Here is a 17,423-nt window from a genome sequence, read left to right as displayed (position 1 = left end):
GTGGCAAAGGTACTAAATATAGCGATGGTGAAAAGGAGTGGACGTCATGAAAATAGCGATTGTCGGCAGCGGCAAAGTGGGTGCGGCGATTGGCTATACGGCCATGCTGAAAGGGCTGGCGCACGAAATCGTGATGGTTGACGCCGCCCGGGACAAAGCCCACGGTGAAGCTCTCGACATGCTCCAGTGCCTGGCCTTTGCGCCGCCGGCGCGGATCCGCCATGGGGAGATGGCGGACACGGCCGGTGCGGACATTGTTGTCATTACCGCCGGCATCCCCCGCAAAGCCGATGAGCCGCGGGTGCTGCTCCTGTCCCGCAACGCCGCCCTCATTGCCGACCTGGTGCGCCAAGCTGTTCATTATAGTCCCAATTGCATTATTTTTATGGTAACCAATCCGCTGGATGTTATGACCCAATTGGCCTATCAGGTATCTGGCTTACCGGCAAACCGCGTTATTGGTATGGGCACGGTGCTGGATACCGCCCGCTACCGCTCCTACCTGGCGGTTGCGTTCGACGCCGACGCGCGGGACATTGATGCATATGTAGTGGGCGAACATGGCGAAACGATGGTGTGCCTCACTTCCCAGATTACGGTGCGCGGCGTGCCCCTTACCGCTCTGCCGGGTTACGACCAGGCCAAACTGGCCCCAATTATTGAAAATGTTGTACAGGCGTCCAGTCAGGTAATCGCTCTGAAAGGCGGCACCGTTTTTGCCCCAGCCACGGCGGCTTGCGCCGTTCTCGAGGCCATTGTCCGCGACAGCCGGGCCGTGCTGCCGGTCTGCACCTACAATCCGCAGTACGGGGTGGCGTTAAGCCTGCCTACCATTGTCGGCCGCGGCGGCGCCGGTCCGGTTCTGCCCCTCGCGCTGACGGCGGCGGAGCAGGAGCAGCTGGCGGCATCGGTAGCCAATATCAAAAAATATGTTAAGGAAATGGAACAGCTCCTGTAAAAAGTGCGAAAATTCTTCCCTGTTGACGCCGGCTGCTGCTGCCGCTTATAATTTAACCAGAATAATTTAACAGACAGGATACAGGACTGGCGGATTAGTGGAAGCAACCACGTGGACTGTATCCGAAGAAAAGCCGACCGCCTGGGCAAAAATTAGCCCAGGCGGTATTTATTTTTGGGGGTAAATGTATGAGGTATGAAGTATGAGGTATGAGGTATGAGGTATGAGGTAAAGGGAAAGAGGTAGGAGGAGTGATAGCAATGGCAGTGAATGCATGGCAGGGGTTTCGACCTGGACGGTGGACAGAAACGATTGATGTACGCGATTTTATTCAGCAAAACTATACACCTTACACCGGGGATGGCGCTTTTCTCGTCGGGCCTACTGCGCGGACGGCCGCATTGTGGGACAAATGCTGCCGCCTGCTGGCCGCAGAACGGGCCGCTGGCGGCGTGCTCGCCGTCGATACCGGGAAGGTTTCCACCATCACGGCCCATGCGCCGGGATATATTGACCGTGATCTGGAAATAATCGTTGGCTTGCAGACCGATGAGCCGCTTAAGCGCGGCGTCATCGTAAACGGCGGCATCCGGATGGCCGAACAGGCCTGCGAAGCCTATGGCTACCGGCTTGATCCGGCCATATCCGCAATCTATCATGAGCATCGCGTTACCCATAACACCGCCGTCTTCCGCGCTTATACCGAGGAAATGAAGCTGGCGCGGCGGGTGGGGATTATCACCGGCCTGCCTGATGCCTATGGGCGGGGCCGCATCATCGGCGACTACCGGCGGGTAGCCCTGTACGGCACGGATCGCCTGATCGCCGCCAAGCAAGCTGACCTTGGCCGGCTGGCCGCCGTGCCGATGACGGAAGAAGTCATCCGGCTCCGCGAGGAGGTCGCCATGCAGATCGCCGCCTTGGAGGACATGGCCAAAATGGCCGCCGCCTACGGTTTTGACATTACCCGCCCGGCGCTTGATGCGCGTGAAGCGGTGCAGTGGCTGTATTTCGGCTACCTGGCGGCCATCAAGGAGCAGAACGGCGCCGCCATGTCGCTCGGGCGCGTGTCTACCTTTCTTGATATTTACCTGGAACGGGACCTAGCGGCCGGCCGCATCAGCGAAGCCGAGGCGCAGGAGCTTATCGACCAGCTGGTGATTAAACTGCGGCTGGCCCGCCAACTGCGCACACCTGAATACAATGAACTATTTGCCGGCGACCCACTGTGGGTGACCGAGGCCATCGGCGGCATGGGCCTGGATGGCCGGACGCTGGTTACCCGCACTTCTTTCCGCATCCTGCAAACACTGTATAATCTGGGACCGGCGCCTGAGCCAAATTTGACGGTGCTGTGGTCAACAAACCTGCCTGACGGCTTTAAGCGGTTCTGTGCCCAAGTATCGCTGGACACGAGCGCTATTCAGTACGAAAACGACGATATAATGCGACCGGTCTATGGTGACGATTATGCCATCGCCTGCTGCGTGTCGGCGATGAAGGTAGGCAAGCAAATGCAGTTCTTCGGTGCCCGGGCTAACCTGGCCAAGGCGCTTTTATATGCTATCAACGGCGGCCGCGATGAGCTAACCGGCGAGCAGGTGGGGCCGGTCCTGCCGCTGCCGCAGGGTGAATATCTCGACTACGACGAGGTGCGGCAAAACTTTTCGCGTGTCCTTGCCTGGCTGGCCGGCCTGTATGTCAATACCATGAACCTTATTCACTATATGCACGATAAATATGCCTACGAAAGCGCGCAGATGGCGCTGCATGACACGGAAGTGGAGCGGTTGATGGCCTTCGGCGCGGCCGGCTTGTCGGTGGTGGCTGACGGTTTGAGCGCCATCCGGTACGGCAAAGTGAAAGCCGTGCGCGACGACCGCGGCCTGGCGGTAGATTTTGTCATTAGCGGCGACTATCCCTGTTTTGGCAACGACGACGACCGGGTGGATGCCATCGCCGCCGAGATCTGTCGCGAATTTATCGACAGGCTGAAGGAACATGCCGCCTATCGGGGCGCTGAGCATACCCTGTCGATCCTTACCATTACCTCTAATGTCGTTTATGGCCAGAAAACGGGGACAACACCTGACGGCCGCCAAGCCGGTGAGCCTTTCGCCCCCGGCGCCAATCCCATGCACGGGCGCGACCGCCGCGGGGCGCTGGCCGCTATCCGGTCGATTACCAAACTATCGTATGACGACTGCCGGGACGGTATTTCGTATACTTTCTCTGTCTTGCCTCCCGCCTTAGGCAAAACGGCGGCCGCGCGGCGGGATAACTTGGCAGGCATCCTCGACGCCTATGCCGCGCAGGGAGGACATCATATTAATATCAATGCCTTGGACCGCCGTGTTCTGGAGGACGCTATGGCCCATCCCGAAAATTATCCCCATCTCACCATCCGCGTCTCGGGGTATGCCGTTCACTTTACGAAACTGTCGCCCCGGCAGCAGCGCGAAGTGCTGGAGCGCACCTTCTATGAACGGTTGTAAGGAGGTAGTCATGCCGACCGGCATCTGCCATTCCTGTGAACCATGCGGCGCCGTCGACGGACAGGGTATCCGCTATGTCCTGTTTCTCGCCGGCTGCGCCTTGCGCTGTAAATTCTGTCATAACCCCGATACATGGCAGCCGACCGGCCGGCCGGTCACCGTTGACGCGGTGCTGTCCGACCTGGCCCGGTATGAGGCGTTTTACCGCTTTTCCGGGGGCGGGGTGACGGTGAGCGGCGGCGAGCCGCTCTTGCAGGCCGACTTTATAGCCGCTCTGTTTCGCGCCTGCCGCAAGCAAGGTATTCATACCACGCTGGATACAGCCGGTTTTGCGGCGCCGGCCAAGCTGGCGCAGGTGCTGCCCTATACCGACGCCGTCTTGTTCAGTATTAAGACGGCCATCCCGGACAAGCATGTGTGGCTTACCGGGAGGCCGCCGGGACCAATTCTGGAAAATTTGCGCGTTGCCACCGCCCGCGTACCGGTGACGGTGCGGTATGTCGTCATCCCCGGTTTAACCGACGGGGCGGCTGATTTAACGGCGTTGGCCGCCTTGCTGCATGGCCTGCCGCGGCTCGTCGCCGTGGAACTTTTGCCCTATCATACCCTTGGCCGGGCCAAATGGGAGGGCCTTGGTCGCCGCTATCCTTTGGACGGCATCGCGGGCGCCCGGCGCGAGCATATGCTTGCCGTGCAGGCAGCCTTAACAGCGCAAGGAATTAAGGTAATCGAGGCAGAATACTAACAGGAAATTATATTGGCCGGAGGTATGCATGCTTTCCCAATTATTGCTCGGTTTATCCACCTTTATTACGGGAATCGTCCTGGTGGCTATCGGCACCGATTTCGGCCGCATTATTAACGTCACCGTCGGCGTTATCGCCGGGTCGGTGTTTATTCTCCTTGGCATGGCCCGCCTGAAATACGTCTGGGTCAACTGGCGGCACAGGGAGAGATAGAAACCTTGCCAATACCCGCCCGAATGGTCTAAAATATATAGGTTACAGCGAGCATGGAAAGTGGAGGGGAACCGCGGAGGCGCGGAGAGAGATAATTTTTGCTTTAGCGCGATGAATATCGCGCCTCTGTGTCCTCCGTGGTTGAATAACGGTTTTCATGCTTTGTGGTGCCAATTTATTGGCATGATTATCTTTGCAGTAAGGTGGAGTTTACATGAGCACCAATTTGGAAGTAGGTATTGTTGGGCTGCCCAACGTGGGCAAGAGCACTTTGTTCAACGCCATTACCAAGGCAGGGGCGGAAGCGGCCAATTACCCCTTTTGCACCATTGAACCCAACGTGGGTGTGGTGGAAGTGCCGGACGAGCGGCTGTGGACGCTGGCCGAGATGTATAAGCCGCGCAAGACAACACCAACCGCCATGCGGTTTGTCGACATCGCCGGTCTGGTCAAGGGTGCATCCCAGGGTGAGGGGCTTGGCAACAAGTTTTTGTCCCACATCCGTCAGGTCGATGCCGTGGCTCAGGTGGTACGCTGCTTTGCCGATGCCAACATCACCCATGTCGAAGGAGCGCTTGACCCCTTGCGCGATATTGAGATTATCAACACCGAGCTGTGCCTTGCCGACCTGGAGACGGTGGCAAAACGATTTGAGCGCACACAAAAAATGGCCAAAGCCGGTGATAAAAAAGCCCAGAGCGAGTTTGCCGTCCTTGAGCGCCTGCGGACCGGGCTGGGTGAGGGCCAGCCGGCGCGACGGCTGGGCTTAAGCGAAGAAGAACAGGCGTTGGTGCGCGATCTCAACTTGCTCACCCTCAAACCGGTGCTATTTGTCGCCAATGTTAGCGAAGACGATGTAGCCGCTCCGGACGCCAACCCCTATGTGCAGGCGGTTAAACAGTATGCCGCCGGGGAAGGGGCAGAGGTGATCGCCGTTTCGGCCAAACTCGAGGCGGAAATTGCCGAGCTGCCCGACGAGGAAGCCAAACAGTTTCTGGTCGAGCTGGGCCTTGCCGAGTCGGGGTTGGACAAGCTCATTAAGGCCGGGTATAAGCTGCTGGGCCTTATCACCTTTTTCACCGCCGGCGAACAGGAAGTGCGGGCGTGGACCATCCGGCAGGGCACCAAGGCGCCGCAGGCGGCCGGCAAAATTCATAGCGATATCGAGCGCGGCTTTATCCGGGCCGAGGTAGTGTCTTATACCGACCTCATGGCCGCTGGCAGCTACGGCGCGGCCCGAGAAAAGGGCCTCATCCGCCTGGAAGGTAAAGACTACGTGATGCAGGACGGCGACGTGGTCTATTTCCGGTTCAACGTGTAAGAGGTGCAAAACCGCCATTTCCCGGGCAATATTTCGCCTGAATTTCCAATTTCAGACGGTGAAAGACCAGACCTCCTGCAGCAGCTTTAAGGCTGCGAACAGGAGGTCTTTGTCATATAATACCGTCCGAAACTCAGGCGGAGGTTCTGCAGTGGGCAATTGGCTAGCCAATCGCCCGGTGAGCAGTTTACCGGCGCTGCAGGCTGTCAAGGGCCAGGTGGCGACCGGGTCGGGCTCCGGTTGGGACAAAATTCCCAAAAATGGGACTTATTGCCCAAAAAAGGACTTGTCAAGGCCTGGAAGCTATAGTATGATAAAACAAAAGAGGTAGGTTTTCGACATATTTCGATATACATAAGTTGGGCAAACCCGGCGAAAGCCGGGGACGCAAAGCCATGGGTCTAAGGACATTGGGTGTCTATGATCGCCAGGTTGCCAATTAGCATTAGAGCTAATTGTTTGTATATTATGCAATGATGAAGCGATTATAAGCTGGTTGGCAGGCGGACAGCCTGCATTTTTGCTGTTTTTCGCGGACAACCTGGTTTCATTGCTTTCGCTATTATTTGGCGTATAAATTTTGCCGGGAGGGAAGCGCAATGGCCGGAACAGGCGGAAACGGCGGCTTAGAGACGGCAGGCAACATTGCCGAACGCGATATTTATGATGAGGACGGCGTCTTGCTGGTGGCCAAAGGCAAAGAAATAACGCCGCAGGTCTATCGGCGGCTGCTCGAGCGCAAAGTGGCACTCGAGCGAAGGGGGACCGAAATTACGTCCCCCCCCCCCCCCCGCGCATGCAAACGCACGATGATGGACTAGTAGTTGCTGCAGTCACTAGGCTAACTGAAACTATACACGGGTTGGACCAGGACTTGATCGCGGCCGCGGCGGCGCGGGTAGGAGCGTTTCTCGAAACCGCCCGCCACAGCGTTTGGGGCGTACACTTGGGCGCGCTGGTCGGGTATGCCGGCTGGGTTTATTCCCATTCTTTGAATGTGGCGCTCTTGGCGATAATGATTGGCGAAAGACTGGGGCTGGACAGGCAGGCTGGTCAGGCGCTCGGGCTTGGCGCGCTGCTCCATGACATAGGCATGGTGCTGGTGCCGCCGGAAGTTCTCAACCGACCTGGCCGGCTGCGGGCCGAGGAGTGGCTGCTGGTAAGGCAGCATCCCCGCGTCGGCTGCGACATGCTCAGACCGCTGGCGATGGAAGACTCGGTCTTGACAATTATTGCCCAGCATCATGAGCGCTACGATGGCAGCGGGTATCCGGCCGGGATACGGGGAAGCGAGATCAGCTTGCTGGCCGGTATCGTGGCAATTGCCGATGCCTTTGACGCCGTGACGTCGGAGCGGAGCTATCGACTCAGGCTGGAACCACGCCAGGCCTTTGCACTGATAAAAAAGGAGCAGCACCTGTTTTTGCCGGAAGCGGTGGCGGGGCTGGAGAGAGTCCTGCCACCTGCCTGGCATAGTGCGTCAGGCGGGCAAGAAGAATAGGTATAAATAATTTATAGAGAGGAGCGAGAGAAAGCGATGTTGCCGGAATGCGACAGACAAGCGCCTGACGCGGAGTGGGCAGTATGGACATGGCATCTTGACGATGATGTGTTCGTTTTCGGATCAGGCTGCAGCCTGGTTGGCGGAGAAATCTTGCGCGCCGACCTGCTGGCGCTGCTGCCGCCGCCCGAGGCGGCGCGGCTCAATGAGCATCTGGATGCTGCCGCTGATGGCGGCAGCATCAATATTGCCTTTACCGCCGCCGGCCGCCGCTGGCGGCTGCGGGGACAGGCCGCGCCGCCAGCGGCGGCCGGCAGCAGAATGGTTACCGGAATTATTGAGGCCACGGCGGCGGACGACAAGCTGGGGGAAAGCGATGCGGCCGGGGCGCCGGCCGAACGCCAGGCGGCGGTAAATAGCTGGCTGGCAGTTGTGAACAATGCGCTGACCGATTTGGTAAAAGATGCGGTGCTAACCGTTATACTCACAATGGTTCTGGAGGCCGCCGCCAATATTTTTCGGGCCAGCGGCGGGCAGTTCATTCTCTGCGGTCCGGACGGGCCGAAGGTGGTGGCGGCAGCCGACGTGGCCGCCGGCGTCCAACCGGAACCCAGTCTGGTGGAGCAAGTGTGCCAGAGCGGCTCAATCCGGTTTGATTGCGGTGGCGACGGCGGCGGGGTAACGGTTGGCATTCCGGTCTTTGACACGGCTGTTAATGTACACGGCATAATTGTCTTTTATGATTGCAAACTTCAACATGGTGAAAAAAGCGAGGCTATTTACCTCATGGGCCAATTGGCAGCGCTGGTCGCGTTGATTATGAAAAAGGTGCAGCTGCAGGCGCAGTTGGAACAGGCGCAGGCTAAGTGCCACCAGGCGGAAGCCGAGCTGCAGCAGCAACAGCGGCTGGTGGCGACGGTGTTTGAAAGCCTGCCGGGCTATGCTTTTTACCGCGATGTTGACGGCCGCTATCTTCTTGTCAACCAGCAGTTTGCCGCGGCGCTGGGTCTGCGGCCGGACGAAGTGATCGGGCGGACTATTTATGAACTGCATGAGCCGGCGCGGGCGCAGCGGTATGCCGCCGAGGACAAGCAACTGATTGACGGCGAGCTGTCGGTATGGGCCGACGAGGAGTTGATTGCCAGCGGCGGCCGCAAGCTCATCGTGTATATGCAGAAAGTGCCGGTGCGGGACGAAGCTGGCAGGGTGACCGGCATTATCGGCCTGGCGGTGGACATTACCGAACATAAGCAGTTGGAAGTGAAGCTGACCGAGGCGCTGGCCGCAGCGGAAGCGGCTAATCAGGCCAAGGACCAGTTTCTGGCCGCCATGTCGCATGAGTTGCGCACGCCGCTCAATGCCATCATGGGGTTTTCCGAAGTCTTGCTGGACCAGCATTTCGGGCCCCTTAACGATAAACAGCAGGTCTATGTTAACGATATTCTAGACAGCGCGCGGCATTTATTGGAAATCATCAATGACGTGCTCGACCTGGCCAAACTTAATGCAGGGAAAACCAACTTCTATCCCGAAACGGTCGATATTGCGAAGCTGCTGCGCCAGACGCTGGGCATCATTAAAGACCGGGCGGCGGCCAAAAACATTGCGGTGGAACTGGCGGTGGACGCCGGCGTCCCGCCACAAGTCCAGGTGGATGTCCGCCGGTTCAAGCAGATCATGTACAACCTATTGTCCAATGCCGTAAAGTTCACGCCGGATGGCGGCGCTATCAAAGTGGAATGCCGCGATGCCGGCGAGTGGTTGGAAATAAGCGTGGAAGATACAGGCATCGGTATCGCCGCCACGCATGCCGAACACATTTTTGAACCGTTTTACCAGGTAAGCGGCAACCTGACGGCCAAGACACCTGGCACCGGCCTGGGACTGGCGATCACCCGCCAGCTTGTCGAGCTGCACGGCGGCCGTATCTGGCTTGAACGCAGCGAGCCGGGCCAGGGAAGCCGGTTTACTTTCGTGTTGCCGGTCAGGCAGGACGGCGGCGAGTGTGGGGTGATAGTTCGTGAACGCTAAAGCGAAAATCCTGGTAATCGAAGATGACGCGCGCAGCGCCCGCCTGATGGAAGCCCTCCTTATGCCGGCCGGCTACGAAGTGCAGACAGTCGGCAGCGGTGCCGAAGGGCTGGCGGCAATAGAGACGTTTAAACCCCATTTGGTTCTCCTCGACATCATGCTGCCGGACATCGACGGGTTCGAAGTGCTGCGCCGGCTGAAGGCCGAACCGGCCGGGCAGGCCGTGCCGGTAGTGATGGTAACCGCCCTGGCGGATGCCAAGAGCCGGGCCCGCGGGTTTGAGCTGGGGGCGGATGATTTTATTATCAAGCCGGTCGAGAAAATCGAGTTGTATGCCCGGGTGCGGTCGCTGCTGCGCATTAAGGCGTATTATGACCAGCTGCAGGAGCAAAACCAGCGACTGGCTGCCGAGGTCGCCGAACGCACCCGCGAGCTGGAGCAGGCGCTGGAACAGGTGAGACATGCGTCGCTTGAAACTATTTACCGGTTGTGCCGGGCGGCCGAGTACCGCGATGAAGACACCGGCCAGCACCTGCGGCGCATCAGCCACTATGTCGCCGCGATCGCGCGGCAGCTCGGCCTTGATGCTAAGACCTGCGACCTGCTGCATCACGCCGCGCCGCTGCATGATGTCGGCAAAATCGCCATTCCCGACCATATCCTGCAGAAACCCGGGCCGCTTAATGAATACGAGCGGCAGCTGATGCAGCAGCACACCGTCATCGGCGCCCGCATCCTGGAAGGGTCGGAACTGGAGCTGATTGAGACCGGGCGGATTATCGCCTTGTCCCACCACGAGCGGTGGGACGGCGCGGGTTATCCCTATGGTCTGGCCGGCGAGGCCATTCCCCTGGCCGGGCGCATTGTTGCCGTCGCTGATGTTTTTGACGCCTTGCGGCAGCGGCGGCCCTACAAGCAGCCGCTGCCGCTCGAGCAGGTGCTGGTCATCATGCGGCAGGAGCGGGGCCGGCATTTTGACCCGGCAGTAGTGGACGCATTTTTGGCCATATTGCCGGAAATTCGCGAGATTGAAGGGCGTTACAGCGAACTGTTGCCGGATGACCGGCTGGCATGAACCCCTGCCGCAATGACGGCGGCCGAACGGGTATTAAGCCGTGGGTCAAGGCAGGCAGATGAATAGTGTGGCTGGCGGGAACAAAAAAATTAATGGCTTTTCCCCCCGAATTGAACAGGCGGACGCGATTTTGGAGGTAGTGTGATGGCTAAGGTATTGATAGTTGATGATTCAGGCTTTTCGCGACGTATTCTCCGCCGTATTCTAGAAGGAGCGGGGCATGAGGTAATTGAGGCGGATAACGGCATGGCGGCCCTGGAGACGTATTTCGTCAATAAGCCGGATTTGGTAATGCTTGATTTGACGATGGACGGCATGTACGGCCTCGAGGTGCTGGAACGGATTAAGGCGCTGGATAGTGCGGCTCGGATAATTATCGCCAGTGCCGATATTCAGGAGTTGACGCGCCAAATGGCGCTTAAAGCCGGCGCCGCGGCCGTGGTTAATAAGCCGTTTACGCCTGACAAGGTTATGACGGTGGTCAGCGAGGTCCTGGGGAGGTGAGCGAGTTGCTGCTTACACAGAAACAGGAAGATGCTGTAACCGAAATCATTAATATAGCGTTTCATCGAACAGCAGCTGCTCTCTCTGAGATTATCGGCCGCCGGGTGCTGCTGGACCGGCCGCAGTTGCGTCTCGAGACGGTCGGGCGGCTGGCAGAGGTGCTGAAGGAAATGGTCGGCGAGGAAGTAGCTACCGTTCAACAAATTTTTGAAGGTCCCTTTGCCGGCAGCGCATTGCTGCTTTTTCGTCGATCTAATGCCGTAGCGTTAGGCAGATTGTTTGCCGGTGAGGAGCCGAGAACGCCGGATCGAATTGATGAAATGACTGCCGAAGTTTTGACTGAGGTGGGTAATATTCTGCTCAATGCCTGCATCGGCATGCTCGGCAATTTGTTCAAAGTTCAGGTGTTTTTTTCGGTGCCGCGCCTCCGGTTGGAATCGCTGGACGCGCTGGTGAAGACGCTGGTTATTGGCGGTGAAGAACTGCGGTATGCCGTGGTCGTATTTACACGCTTCCATGTCGCTGACGCGACGGTGAACGGATACATAATAATCGTACTGGGGATAACCTCCCTGGAAAATCTGCTCGAAGGCATTGACCGTCTAGAGCAAGAGATCGTCTAGAGGTTGGGATGATTATGCAGGACTGGAGCAAGGCCAAGCTAGCGTGGCTCGAGACGAGCGCTGATTTTGGACTGATCATTACTGACCGGAATTTCATAATCTGTAGCTGGAACTATTGGCTGGAAATGCATTCAGGTATCAGCAGCAGGGCGGCGGTGGGCAAATGCTTATTTGAGCTTTTTCCCCAGCTGCGTGAACGGGGGATTGACGGCAAGTACCGCGAGGCGCTGACCGGCCGCACTATAGTACTGGCCCAGCGGTTTCACAGCTATCTGCTGCCATTGCCGGCGGTTAACGCGTCACGTGACGGCGCAATGATGCAGCAGACTGCGCAGATAATGCCGGTTAGGGATGAGGCGGGACAGGTCGTCGGCACGCTTACGGTTATCCACGACGTAACTGAACGGGTACGCCGCGAGGACGAGCTGCGCCAGCAGATTGCCGAGCTGGAAACAGTGCAGCGCATTAGTGCCAGTATTCTGTCACTTGATTTGCACGAATGCTTGCAAATGCTGGCGACCAAAATTCGCAGTATGCTACGCACGGATTTTGTTGCGGTATTCCTCTGTGATGGCGACGACTTGATCTTGAAAGCCAGCACAGGGCTGACAACCGCGGCTGTTATTTGCAAATCTGGCTGTCGGTGCTTGGCGGGACAAGCAGCAGCGCGGCGCCAGGCGGTTCTATCGGCCGACCTGGCCGGCGACGGGCTTAGCTCCTTAAGTGACGGCGGCGTTTCCGGCATGGCGGTACCGTTGTTTGCCGATAATCAACTAATTGGCGCTCTTACGGTGGAAGCGGCGGTCAAAGACGCATTTTCGTCTAACCAACTGCAGCAGCTGGAGCGTTTGGCGGCTTTGGCGGCGGTGGCAATTAGCCATGCCAAGATGTATGATATTACCCGCGTTTCGGAAGAACGGTACCGGGTTTTGGCCGAGGAACTGGCGGCAAATGTAAGAACATTGGGAAAACGTAACCAGCAAATGGTGTTGCTGCAGGAAGTCGGGCAGGCGGTACAGCGTTGTACAAGTACCGACGAAGCGTATCAAGTAGTTGCCGCCTATGGTCCCCAATTGTTTCCGGGCGTAAGCGGCGGGCTGTATGTTTATGAGGAGGACCGGGATTTTTTGCGGCTGGCAGCCGTCTGGGGCGACTATCCGCCGGAACTGGCCGGGTTTGTTGCGCGGCGTTGTTGGGACGAGGGGCGGATTGACTATTGCCGTTGGGGCCGGGACTGTGCGCTGTTATTGGCCAGCCGCGGCGACAGTTCCTGGTGCATCCCGCTGATAGCAAATGGCGAAAAGACCGGCGTCATCAACCTGGTGGCGCGCTCGGCTAGCGGCAGCGCGCCGGTCTGGCCGGAAGACGACAGCAACTTTGCCGTTACGGTGGCTGACCACTTGGCTTTGGCGCTGGCTAATTTGCGGCTAAAAGAAAAATTGTACGAGCAGGCGATTCGTGACCCGCTTACCGGACTGTACAACCGGCGCTATATGGAGGAAGTGTTGGCGATGGAGCTGGCGCAGACGGAGCGGACCGGGGGAACGATCGGCGTTATTATGCTGGATATTGATTTTTTCAAGCGTGTCAACGACAGCTATGGTCATGAGGCAGGCGACGTCGTCCTGAAGCGGCTCGGCCGGTTTATTGCCGAAAGCGTCAGGAAAGGCGATATTGCTTGCCGGTTTGGCGGCGAAGAATTTGCCGTCATTTTGCCCAACACGTTGGCCGAGGCGGTCTGCCGTCGGGCCGAACAACTCAGACAAGGGTTTGCCGGGCTGGCGATTATTTATCGCGAAAAAATAGTAGGCCCGCTGTCGTTGTCGGCCGGTGTGGCGGTTTATCCCGGCGACGCCACTAGCGGCGAGGACTTGGTGCGGCTGGCGGACAGCCGGCTGTATCAGGCGAAGCAGGCTGGCCGCAATCGGGTCGTTGGCCCGGCGGGGTGGCAAGACTGCTGTTGTTGGTGACGGCAGCCTTAACGATTGTCAGAGCGGACATAAAAAAGCAGGCCTTGGGCTACGACGGCCGGACCGCTGGAGCCAAGGCCTGCTTAATTTTGTTTTATGCTTTTACCGTTTGTGTCGTCTGGTTTTCATCAGCCGTAGACTTGTAGGTAAGCAAGCTGACGCTGACAAAGACAATCATGTTAACCACCAGGGCCACAAACCCGGCATTAAGGTTAAGTCCGGCAATGGCGAAGGGGTCCATTTTGTTGAGAATTAACGAGAAGACAATAACTTCGCCGACAATAAGGCCGGCATATGCCCCGATCTTGGTCGCTTTTTTCCAGAACAGTCCCAGGACAATCATGGGGAAGAACTGGGTTACGCCTGAGTAGCCGGTGAGCAGGAGATTGACCAGCATATTAGGCTTGTAGATCGCCAGGTACAAAGCTATGGCCGTAAGGATAAGAACAACTATCCGGGCTAAGCGGCCCATTTTTTCCGGGCTTGTGTCTTTGCCGATGGTTTTACCGTAAATATTGCGGGTAAATAGCATGGACGTAGATAGTAGCAGGTCGGCCGCGGGAATCATGCAGGCCAGGGCGCCGGCGCCGCCAACGAGGCCTAAAGCCCACCCGGGGAATACTTTTTGAACAATGGTCATAAAGGCCATATCCGGCGTTTTTAGTGGCGGCGTAATCACCAGCAGGGCAGTAAACCCAATCAGCATGGGGAAAATAAGACAATACTGATATAGCGGCAGGTATACGGCGTTGTGCCGCAGAACGTCGGGGTTCTTGGCGCTGAAGCTGTTGGCCGAGAAATGGGGCCACATATAAAACCCTAAGCTGGTTAAGACGAGGGTGGACATTACCCAGCTGACATCCAGGTTTTTCGTACCCCCTGGCAAAGCAAGAAAGCCCGGTTTGGCCGCGTCAAGCGCCTCAAACATGCCGCCGACGCTGCCAAAGTAGTGGATGGGCAGGTACAGCCCGAAAAAGACCACGGCGACCATCATGACAACGTCTTTGATAACAGCCGTTGCTGCTACGCCGCGCAGACCGCTGACGTAAACAAAGGTCGCCACCATGGTAAAGGCGATGAGCATTGCCGGAACGCGGGTAATCTGGCCGTAGGAACAAGTCTCAATAATGAGGCCCAACCCGGTGAGTTGCAGCTGCAGGTAAGGCAAAAGAAACGCAACGCCAATGCAGGCGGTCAAAATACCCAGCGGTCTGCTCTTATATAAATGTTCCACCAAATCCGGCTGGGTCATCAGGCCGTATTTGCGTCCCAGCGGCTGAATAGCCGGCAATAGGTAGTAGCCTACCAGATACGCCAGCGCGCCATAGCCGAGTATGTAAAAAGTGGGGCCGCCGCGGGCATAGGCCCAGCCGCTTGCGCCCAGAAACGCAAAAGCGGTGTAAATTTCGCCCGCCAGAATGAACCAGTTGAGCCACCGGCCGAAGTTACGGCCACCTACCGCCCACTCTTCGAGGTTCATTTTTTGCTTCATCCCGGGGATCATGCCGACAATTGTTGCGCCAATAACAAAAGTGAAGATGACAACAAGAGCAAGTAATTCGTTTGACATACTACACCAACCTTTCGCCGGTTACTTAGGTTAGATTTCGGAATCGTTTTTGTTCTTATCAAGGCGATAAAGGGCACTTATGCACAAAAACGCGACGACAATTCCGGCAATCAGCCAGAAGGCCAAAAACGGCAGTCCCAAGACAAAGGGCTTCACCCTGTTAACAAAGGGAATCATGCCAATAGTCCAGATAAACGGAATTAACGTCAGAATTACTTTAACCGAGTTCATACCTGCAGCTCCTTTCATGCTAATTTTATACAGCCAAAAGCGACGCGCTTTGGTACTATATTTTTATTCCAAATAGCGCTAAAATCCTGCCGCCGGTTGTTAATTTTGAACAGGTTGCAGCTAAAAACCGGGCCAAAAATGCAATTGCTTTAAACCAAAGTCCATGTCGGATAGGCACGGGTTTATTACGGAAAAACTTTCTCCGTGCCGCTTGGCAGCCATCCTCCCGTTTATGGGCGCCGGCAAAGCCGGTCCGGCTAATAAGGCGGACGCTTTATGAACAAGCGCGGATAAATAAAGGGCCATCACCGGAAAGCCCTTGATTACGCTGCCGGATAATGGTATAATATATCAGTCTAGGACAGGGCCTGGACGCAGGTTTCAATTTTACATTGCAAACCTTCCCTGCCCCTACGGGGGCCACTAGTCCATAGGAGGAGGTGATTTTCGTGAGAAAATACGAAGTCATATTCATTGTGAAGCCGCTCGACGAAGAGGCGACCAACGCGGTGATTGCCAAGTTTGAGAACCTCATTAAAAACAACGGCGGCAATGTGGAGAAGATCGACCGGTGGGGCAAGCGGCGCCTGGCTTATCCGGTGAAAGACTTCACCGAGGGCTACTACTGCGTCATCTATTTCGACGCCGAGCCCAAAGCCGTGTTCGAGCTTGAGCGCGTGATGAAGATTACGGACGAGATTTTGCGTCATATGGTTGTTAAAGAAGACGAATAGGCCAGGAGGATGTGCCATGAATAAGGTTATCTTAGTCGGTCGTCTCGCCCAGGACCCGGAAGTTCGCTATACGCAAACAGGCAAAGCGGTGGCGTCGTTTAATCTCGCCGTTAACCGCTATGTTAGCCAGGGACAACAGCAGACCGATTTTATTCCCATTGTCGCGTGGGAACGACTGGCCGAAACTTGTGGAAATAACCTTACCAAAGGACAGCGGATTTTGGTGGAAGGACGCCTGCAAATCCGCTCCTATGAGACTGCTGACGGCCAAAAACGGCGGGTTGCCGAGGTCGTCGCCCTGAGCATCGAGTTTCTGGAGCGCAAGCAGACGGCTGCCGCCGGCGGTGGCAGCGGTTCGTCCTTCGACGTGTCGTCCATTGGCAGCGACGTCTTCCCTCCTGAAGAGGAAATTCCATTTTAAAGGGAGGTAAAGGTTAGGTGAAACGCGAACGAGGCAGAAAACCGAAGAAAAAGGTTTGCAGTTTCTGCGTTGACAAGATAGAGCGTGTTGACTACAAAGATGTGCCCAGACTGCGCCGGTTTATCACCGAGCGGGGCAAAATCCTGCCGCGCCGCATCTCGGGCAACTGCGCCAGACATCAACGTCAACTCACGCTTGCCATTAAACGGGCGCGTAATATGGCCCTCCTGCCGTTTACGGCGGAATAAGACCAAAGAGCCGGAATTTTTTCTCCGGCTCTTTTGTTTTTACCAGGTCAAAGCTGCGCTACTACTCCGAAAACTCACTTCAAAAATTTATGTCAACTACTTCGAATAGAGACAAAGAGATCCCAAGGCCTACTCTATAGGTTTTTTATAGTAGGCATTTGTAAAGAAGGATTTACTTTTAAACTGATCTTAAGCAACTATATTTTCAAGGTTTATTTCAATTCCTGCGTTTTGTAAAAGTTGAAGTGCTCTTTTTATTGCAGCATCTTTACTTCGCTGTTCAAAGTAGTTGGCACCTAATTCAATGTACGGCTGTTTTTTCTTGAGAATATGATAGGCAATTATTAAAATGCTATGTCCTACAGCTACTGCAGCACGGTTAGAACCACGACGGGAACAGATTCTACGGTATTGAGACGCAAGATAAGTATCTTTTTGGCGGGCGGCAGAGCGAGCTGATTGTACAAGTGTTGTTCGCAGATGTTGGTTTCCTTTACGGGTTTTTCCTGATTTTCGCTTATCAGCGCTTTCGTTATGCCCTGGAGCCATTCCTGACCAAGATGAAAGATGCTCCGCGGATGGGAAGCGACTCATATCTACTCCAATCTCAGCAATGATTTCTTCTGCATTGCGCCGATTAACACCGGGTATGGTGTCTAATAGCTCCAAGGCTTCTTCAAAAGGGCGCATACGGTCTGCTATTTCTTTATCCAATTCTTTAATACTTTCATCTAGCGTTTCAATATGTTTTAGTTGCATGGATAGCATCATTTTTTGATGGT

The 17,423-nt window shown here is 56.2% G+C and carries 18 protein-coding genes and 2 riboswitches; of the genes, 15 read left to right on the top strand and 3 right to left on the bottom strand.

Annotated elements, in window-relative coordinates; all coding sequences use genetic code 11:
* The first annotated feature begins 46 nt into the window (after positions 1-46).
* The 12 genes from TCARDRAFT_RS10725 to TCARDRAFT_RS14675 all read left to right on the top strand — a co-directional run bounded on the left by TCARDRAFT_RS10725 (position 47) and on the right by TCARDRAFT_RS14675 (position 13,437).
* A complete protein-coding gene (locus tag TCARDRAFT_RS10725; protein ID WP_007290007.1) occupies positions 47-958 on the top strand; it encodes a malate dehydrogenase in 912 nt (303 codons plus the stop codon).
* 72 nt (positions 959-1,030) lie between these two features.
* A riboswitch (ZMP/ZTP riboswitch) is annotated at positions 1,031-1,112 on the top strand.
* Between the two features lie 106 nt (positions 1,113-1,218).
* Positions 1,219-3,453: a formate C-acetyltransferase gene (pflB, locus tag TCARDRAFT_RS10720; protein ID WP_007290006.1), complete on the top strand. Its 2,235-nt coding sequence runs from the start codon at positions 1,219-1,221 to the stop codon at positions 3,451-3,453.
* Positions 3,440-4,198, top strand: coding sequence for a pyruvate formate-lyase-activating protein (pflA, locus tag TCARDRAFT_RS10715; protein WP_007290005.1), 759 nt, complete (start codon positions 3,440-3,442; stop codon positions 4,196-4,198). The genes pflB and pflA overlap by 14 nt, the downstream gene beginning before the upstream one ends.
* A gap of 28 nt (positions 4,199-4,226) precedes the next feature.
* Entirely contained in the window at positions 4,227-4,412 is a 186-nt protein-coding gene (locus tag TCARDRAFT_RS10710; protein WP_040683340.1) for a hypothetical protein, read from the top strand.
* A gap of 214 nt (positions 4,413-4,626) precedes the next feature.
* Positions 4,627-5,733, top strand: a complete 1,107-nt coding sequence (ychF, locus tag TCARDRAFT_RS10705; RefSeq protein WP_007290004.1) for a redox-regulated ATPase YchF — start codon at positions 4,627-4,629, stop codon at positions 5,731-5,733.
* A 352-nt stretch (positions 5,734-6,085) separates the two neighbouring features.
* Positions 6,086-6,173: riboswitch (cyclic di-GMP riboswitch) on the top strand.
* A 159-nt stretch (positions 6,174-6,332) separates the two neighbouring features.
* Entirely contained in the window at positions 6,333-6,554 is a 222-nt protein-coding gene (locus tag TCARDRAFT_RS10695) for a hypothetical protein (protein ID WP_007290003.1), read from the top strand.
* Between the two features lie 53 nt (positions 6,555-6,607).
* Entirely contained in the window at positions 6,608-7,234 is a 627-nt protein-coding gene (locus TCARDRAFT_RS14685) for an HD-GYP domain-containing protein (RefSeq protein ID WP_198003929.1), read from the top strand.
* 36 nt (positions 7,235-7,270) lie between these two features.
* Positions 7,271-9,265: a sensor histidine kinase gene (locus TCARDRAFT_RS14680; RefSeq protein ID WP_007290001.1), complete on the top strand. Its 1,995-nt coding sequence runs from the start codon at positions 7,271-7,273 to the stop codon at positions 9,263-9,265.
* Complete coding sequence (locus TCARDRAFT_RS10680; RefSeq protein WP_007290000.1) at positions 9,255-10,340, top strand: HD domain-containing phosphohydrolase; 1,086 nt, start codon at positions 9,255-9,257, stop codon at positions 10,338-10,340. Before TCARDRAFT_RS14680 ends, TCARDRAFT_RS10680 begins: the two co-directional genes overlap by 11 nt.
* Before the next feature lie 144 nt (positions 10,341-10,484).
* The gene (locus tag TCARDRAFT_RS10675; RefSeq protein WP_007289999.1) at positions 10,485-10,844 is read left to right on the top strand and encodes a response regulator; all 360 of its coding nucleotides are present in this window, start codon (positions 10,485-10,487) and stop codon (positions 10,842-10,844) included.
* Positions 10,841-11,467, top strand: a complete 627-nt coding sequence (locus TCARDRAFT_RS10670) for a hypothetical protein (protein ID WP_007289998.1) — start codon at positions 10,841-10,843, stop codon at positions 11,465-11,467. Before TCARDRAFT_RS10675 ends, TCARDRAFT_RS10670 begins: the two co-directional genes overlap by 4 nt.
* Before the next feature lie 14 nt (positions 11,468-11,481).
* Entirely contained in the window at positions 11,482-13,437 is a 1,956-nt protein-coding gene (locus tag TCARDRAFT_RS14675; RefSeq protein WP_198003928.1) for a diguanylate cyclase, read from the top strand.
* 94 nt (positions 13,438-13,531) lie between these two features.
* Here TCARDRAFT_RS14675 and TCARDRAFT_RS10660 read toward each other — a convergent pair whose 3' ends face one another.
* Entirely contained in the window at positions 13,532-15,007 is a 1,476-nt protein-coding gene (locus TCARDRAFT_RS10660) for a sodium:solute symporter family protein (RefSeq protein ID WP_007289996.1), read from the bottom strand.
* A 30-nt stretch (positions 15,008-15,037) separates the two neighbouring features.
* Complete coding sequence (locus TCARDRAFT_RS10655; RefSeq protein WP_040683337.1) at positions 15,038-15,238, bottom strand: DUF3311 domain-containing protein; 201 nt, start codon at positions 15,236-15,238, stop codon at positions 15,038-15,040.
* A gap of 449 nt (positions 15,239-15,687) precedes the next feature.
* On the opposite strand from TCARDRAFT_RS10655, the gene rpsF reads away from it, so the two are divergent.
* From rpsF to rpsR, 3 genes are read left to right on the top strand one after another with little or no spacing between them, the layout of a single operon-like run.
* Positions 15,688-15,972 carry a 30S ribosomal protein S6 gene (rpsF, locus tag TCARDRAFT_RS10645; RefSeq protein WP_007289995.1) on the top strand — a complete coding sequence of 95 codons (285 nt, stop codon included), beginning with the start codon at positions 15,688-15,690 and terminating at the stop codon, positions 15,970-15,972.
* A 16-nt stretch (positions 15,973-15,988) separates the two neighbouring features.
* Positions 15,989-16,393, top strand: a complete 405-nt coding sequence (locus TCARDRAFT_RS10640) for a single-stranded DNA-binding protein (protein ID WP_007289994.1) — start codon at positions 15,989-15,991, stop codon at positions 16,391-16,393.
* A gap of 17 nt (positions 16,394-16,410) precedes the next feature.
* Positions 16,411-16,641, top strand: coding sequence for a 30S ribosomal protein S18 (rpsR, locus tag TCARDRAFT_RS10635; RefSeq protein ID WP_007289993.1), 231 nt, complete (start codon positions 16,411-16,413; stop codon positions 16,639-16,641).
* Between the two features lie 189 nt (positions 16,642-16,830).
* On the opposite strand, the gene TCARDRAFT_RS10630 is transcribed toward rpsR, so the two are convergent.
* Positions 16,831-17,423: IS110 family transposase (locus tag TCARDRAFT_RS10630; RefSeq protein ID WP_007289992.1), on the bottom strand; the 593-nt coding region annotated here is incomplete at its 5' end.

Source organism: Thermosinus carboxydivorans Nor1 (genome assembly GCF_000169155.1).
Lineage (GTDB): Bacteria > Bacillota > Negativicutes > Sporomusales > Thermosinaceae > Thermosinus > Thermosinus carboxydivorans.
Note: the sequence above shows the minus strand (reverse complement) of the source record. Positions and strands in the feature narration are given on the sequence as shown.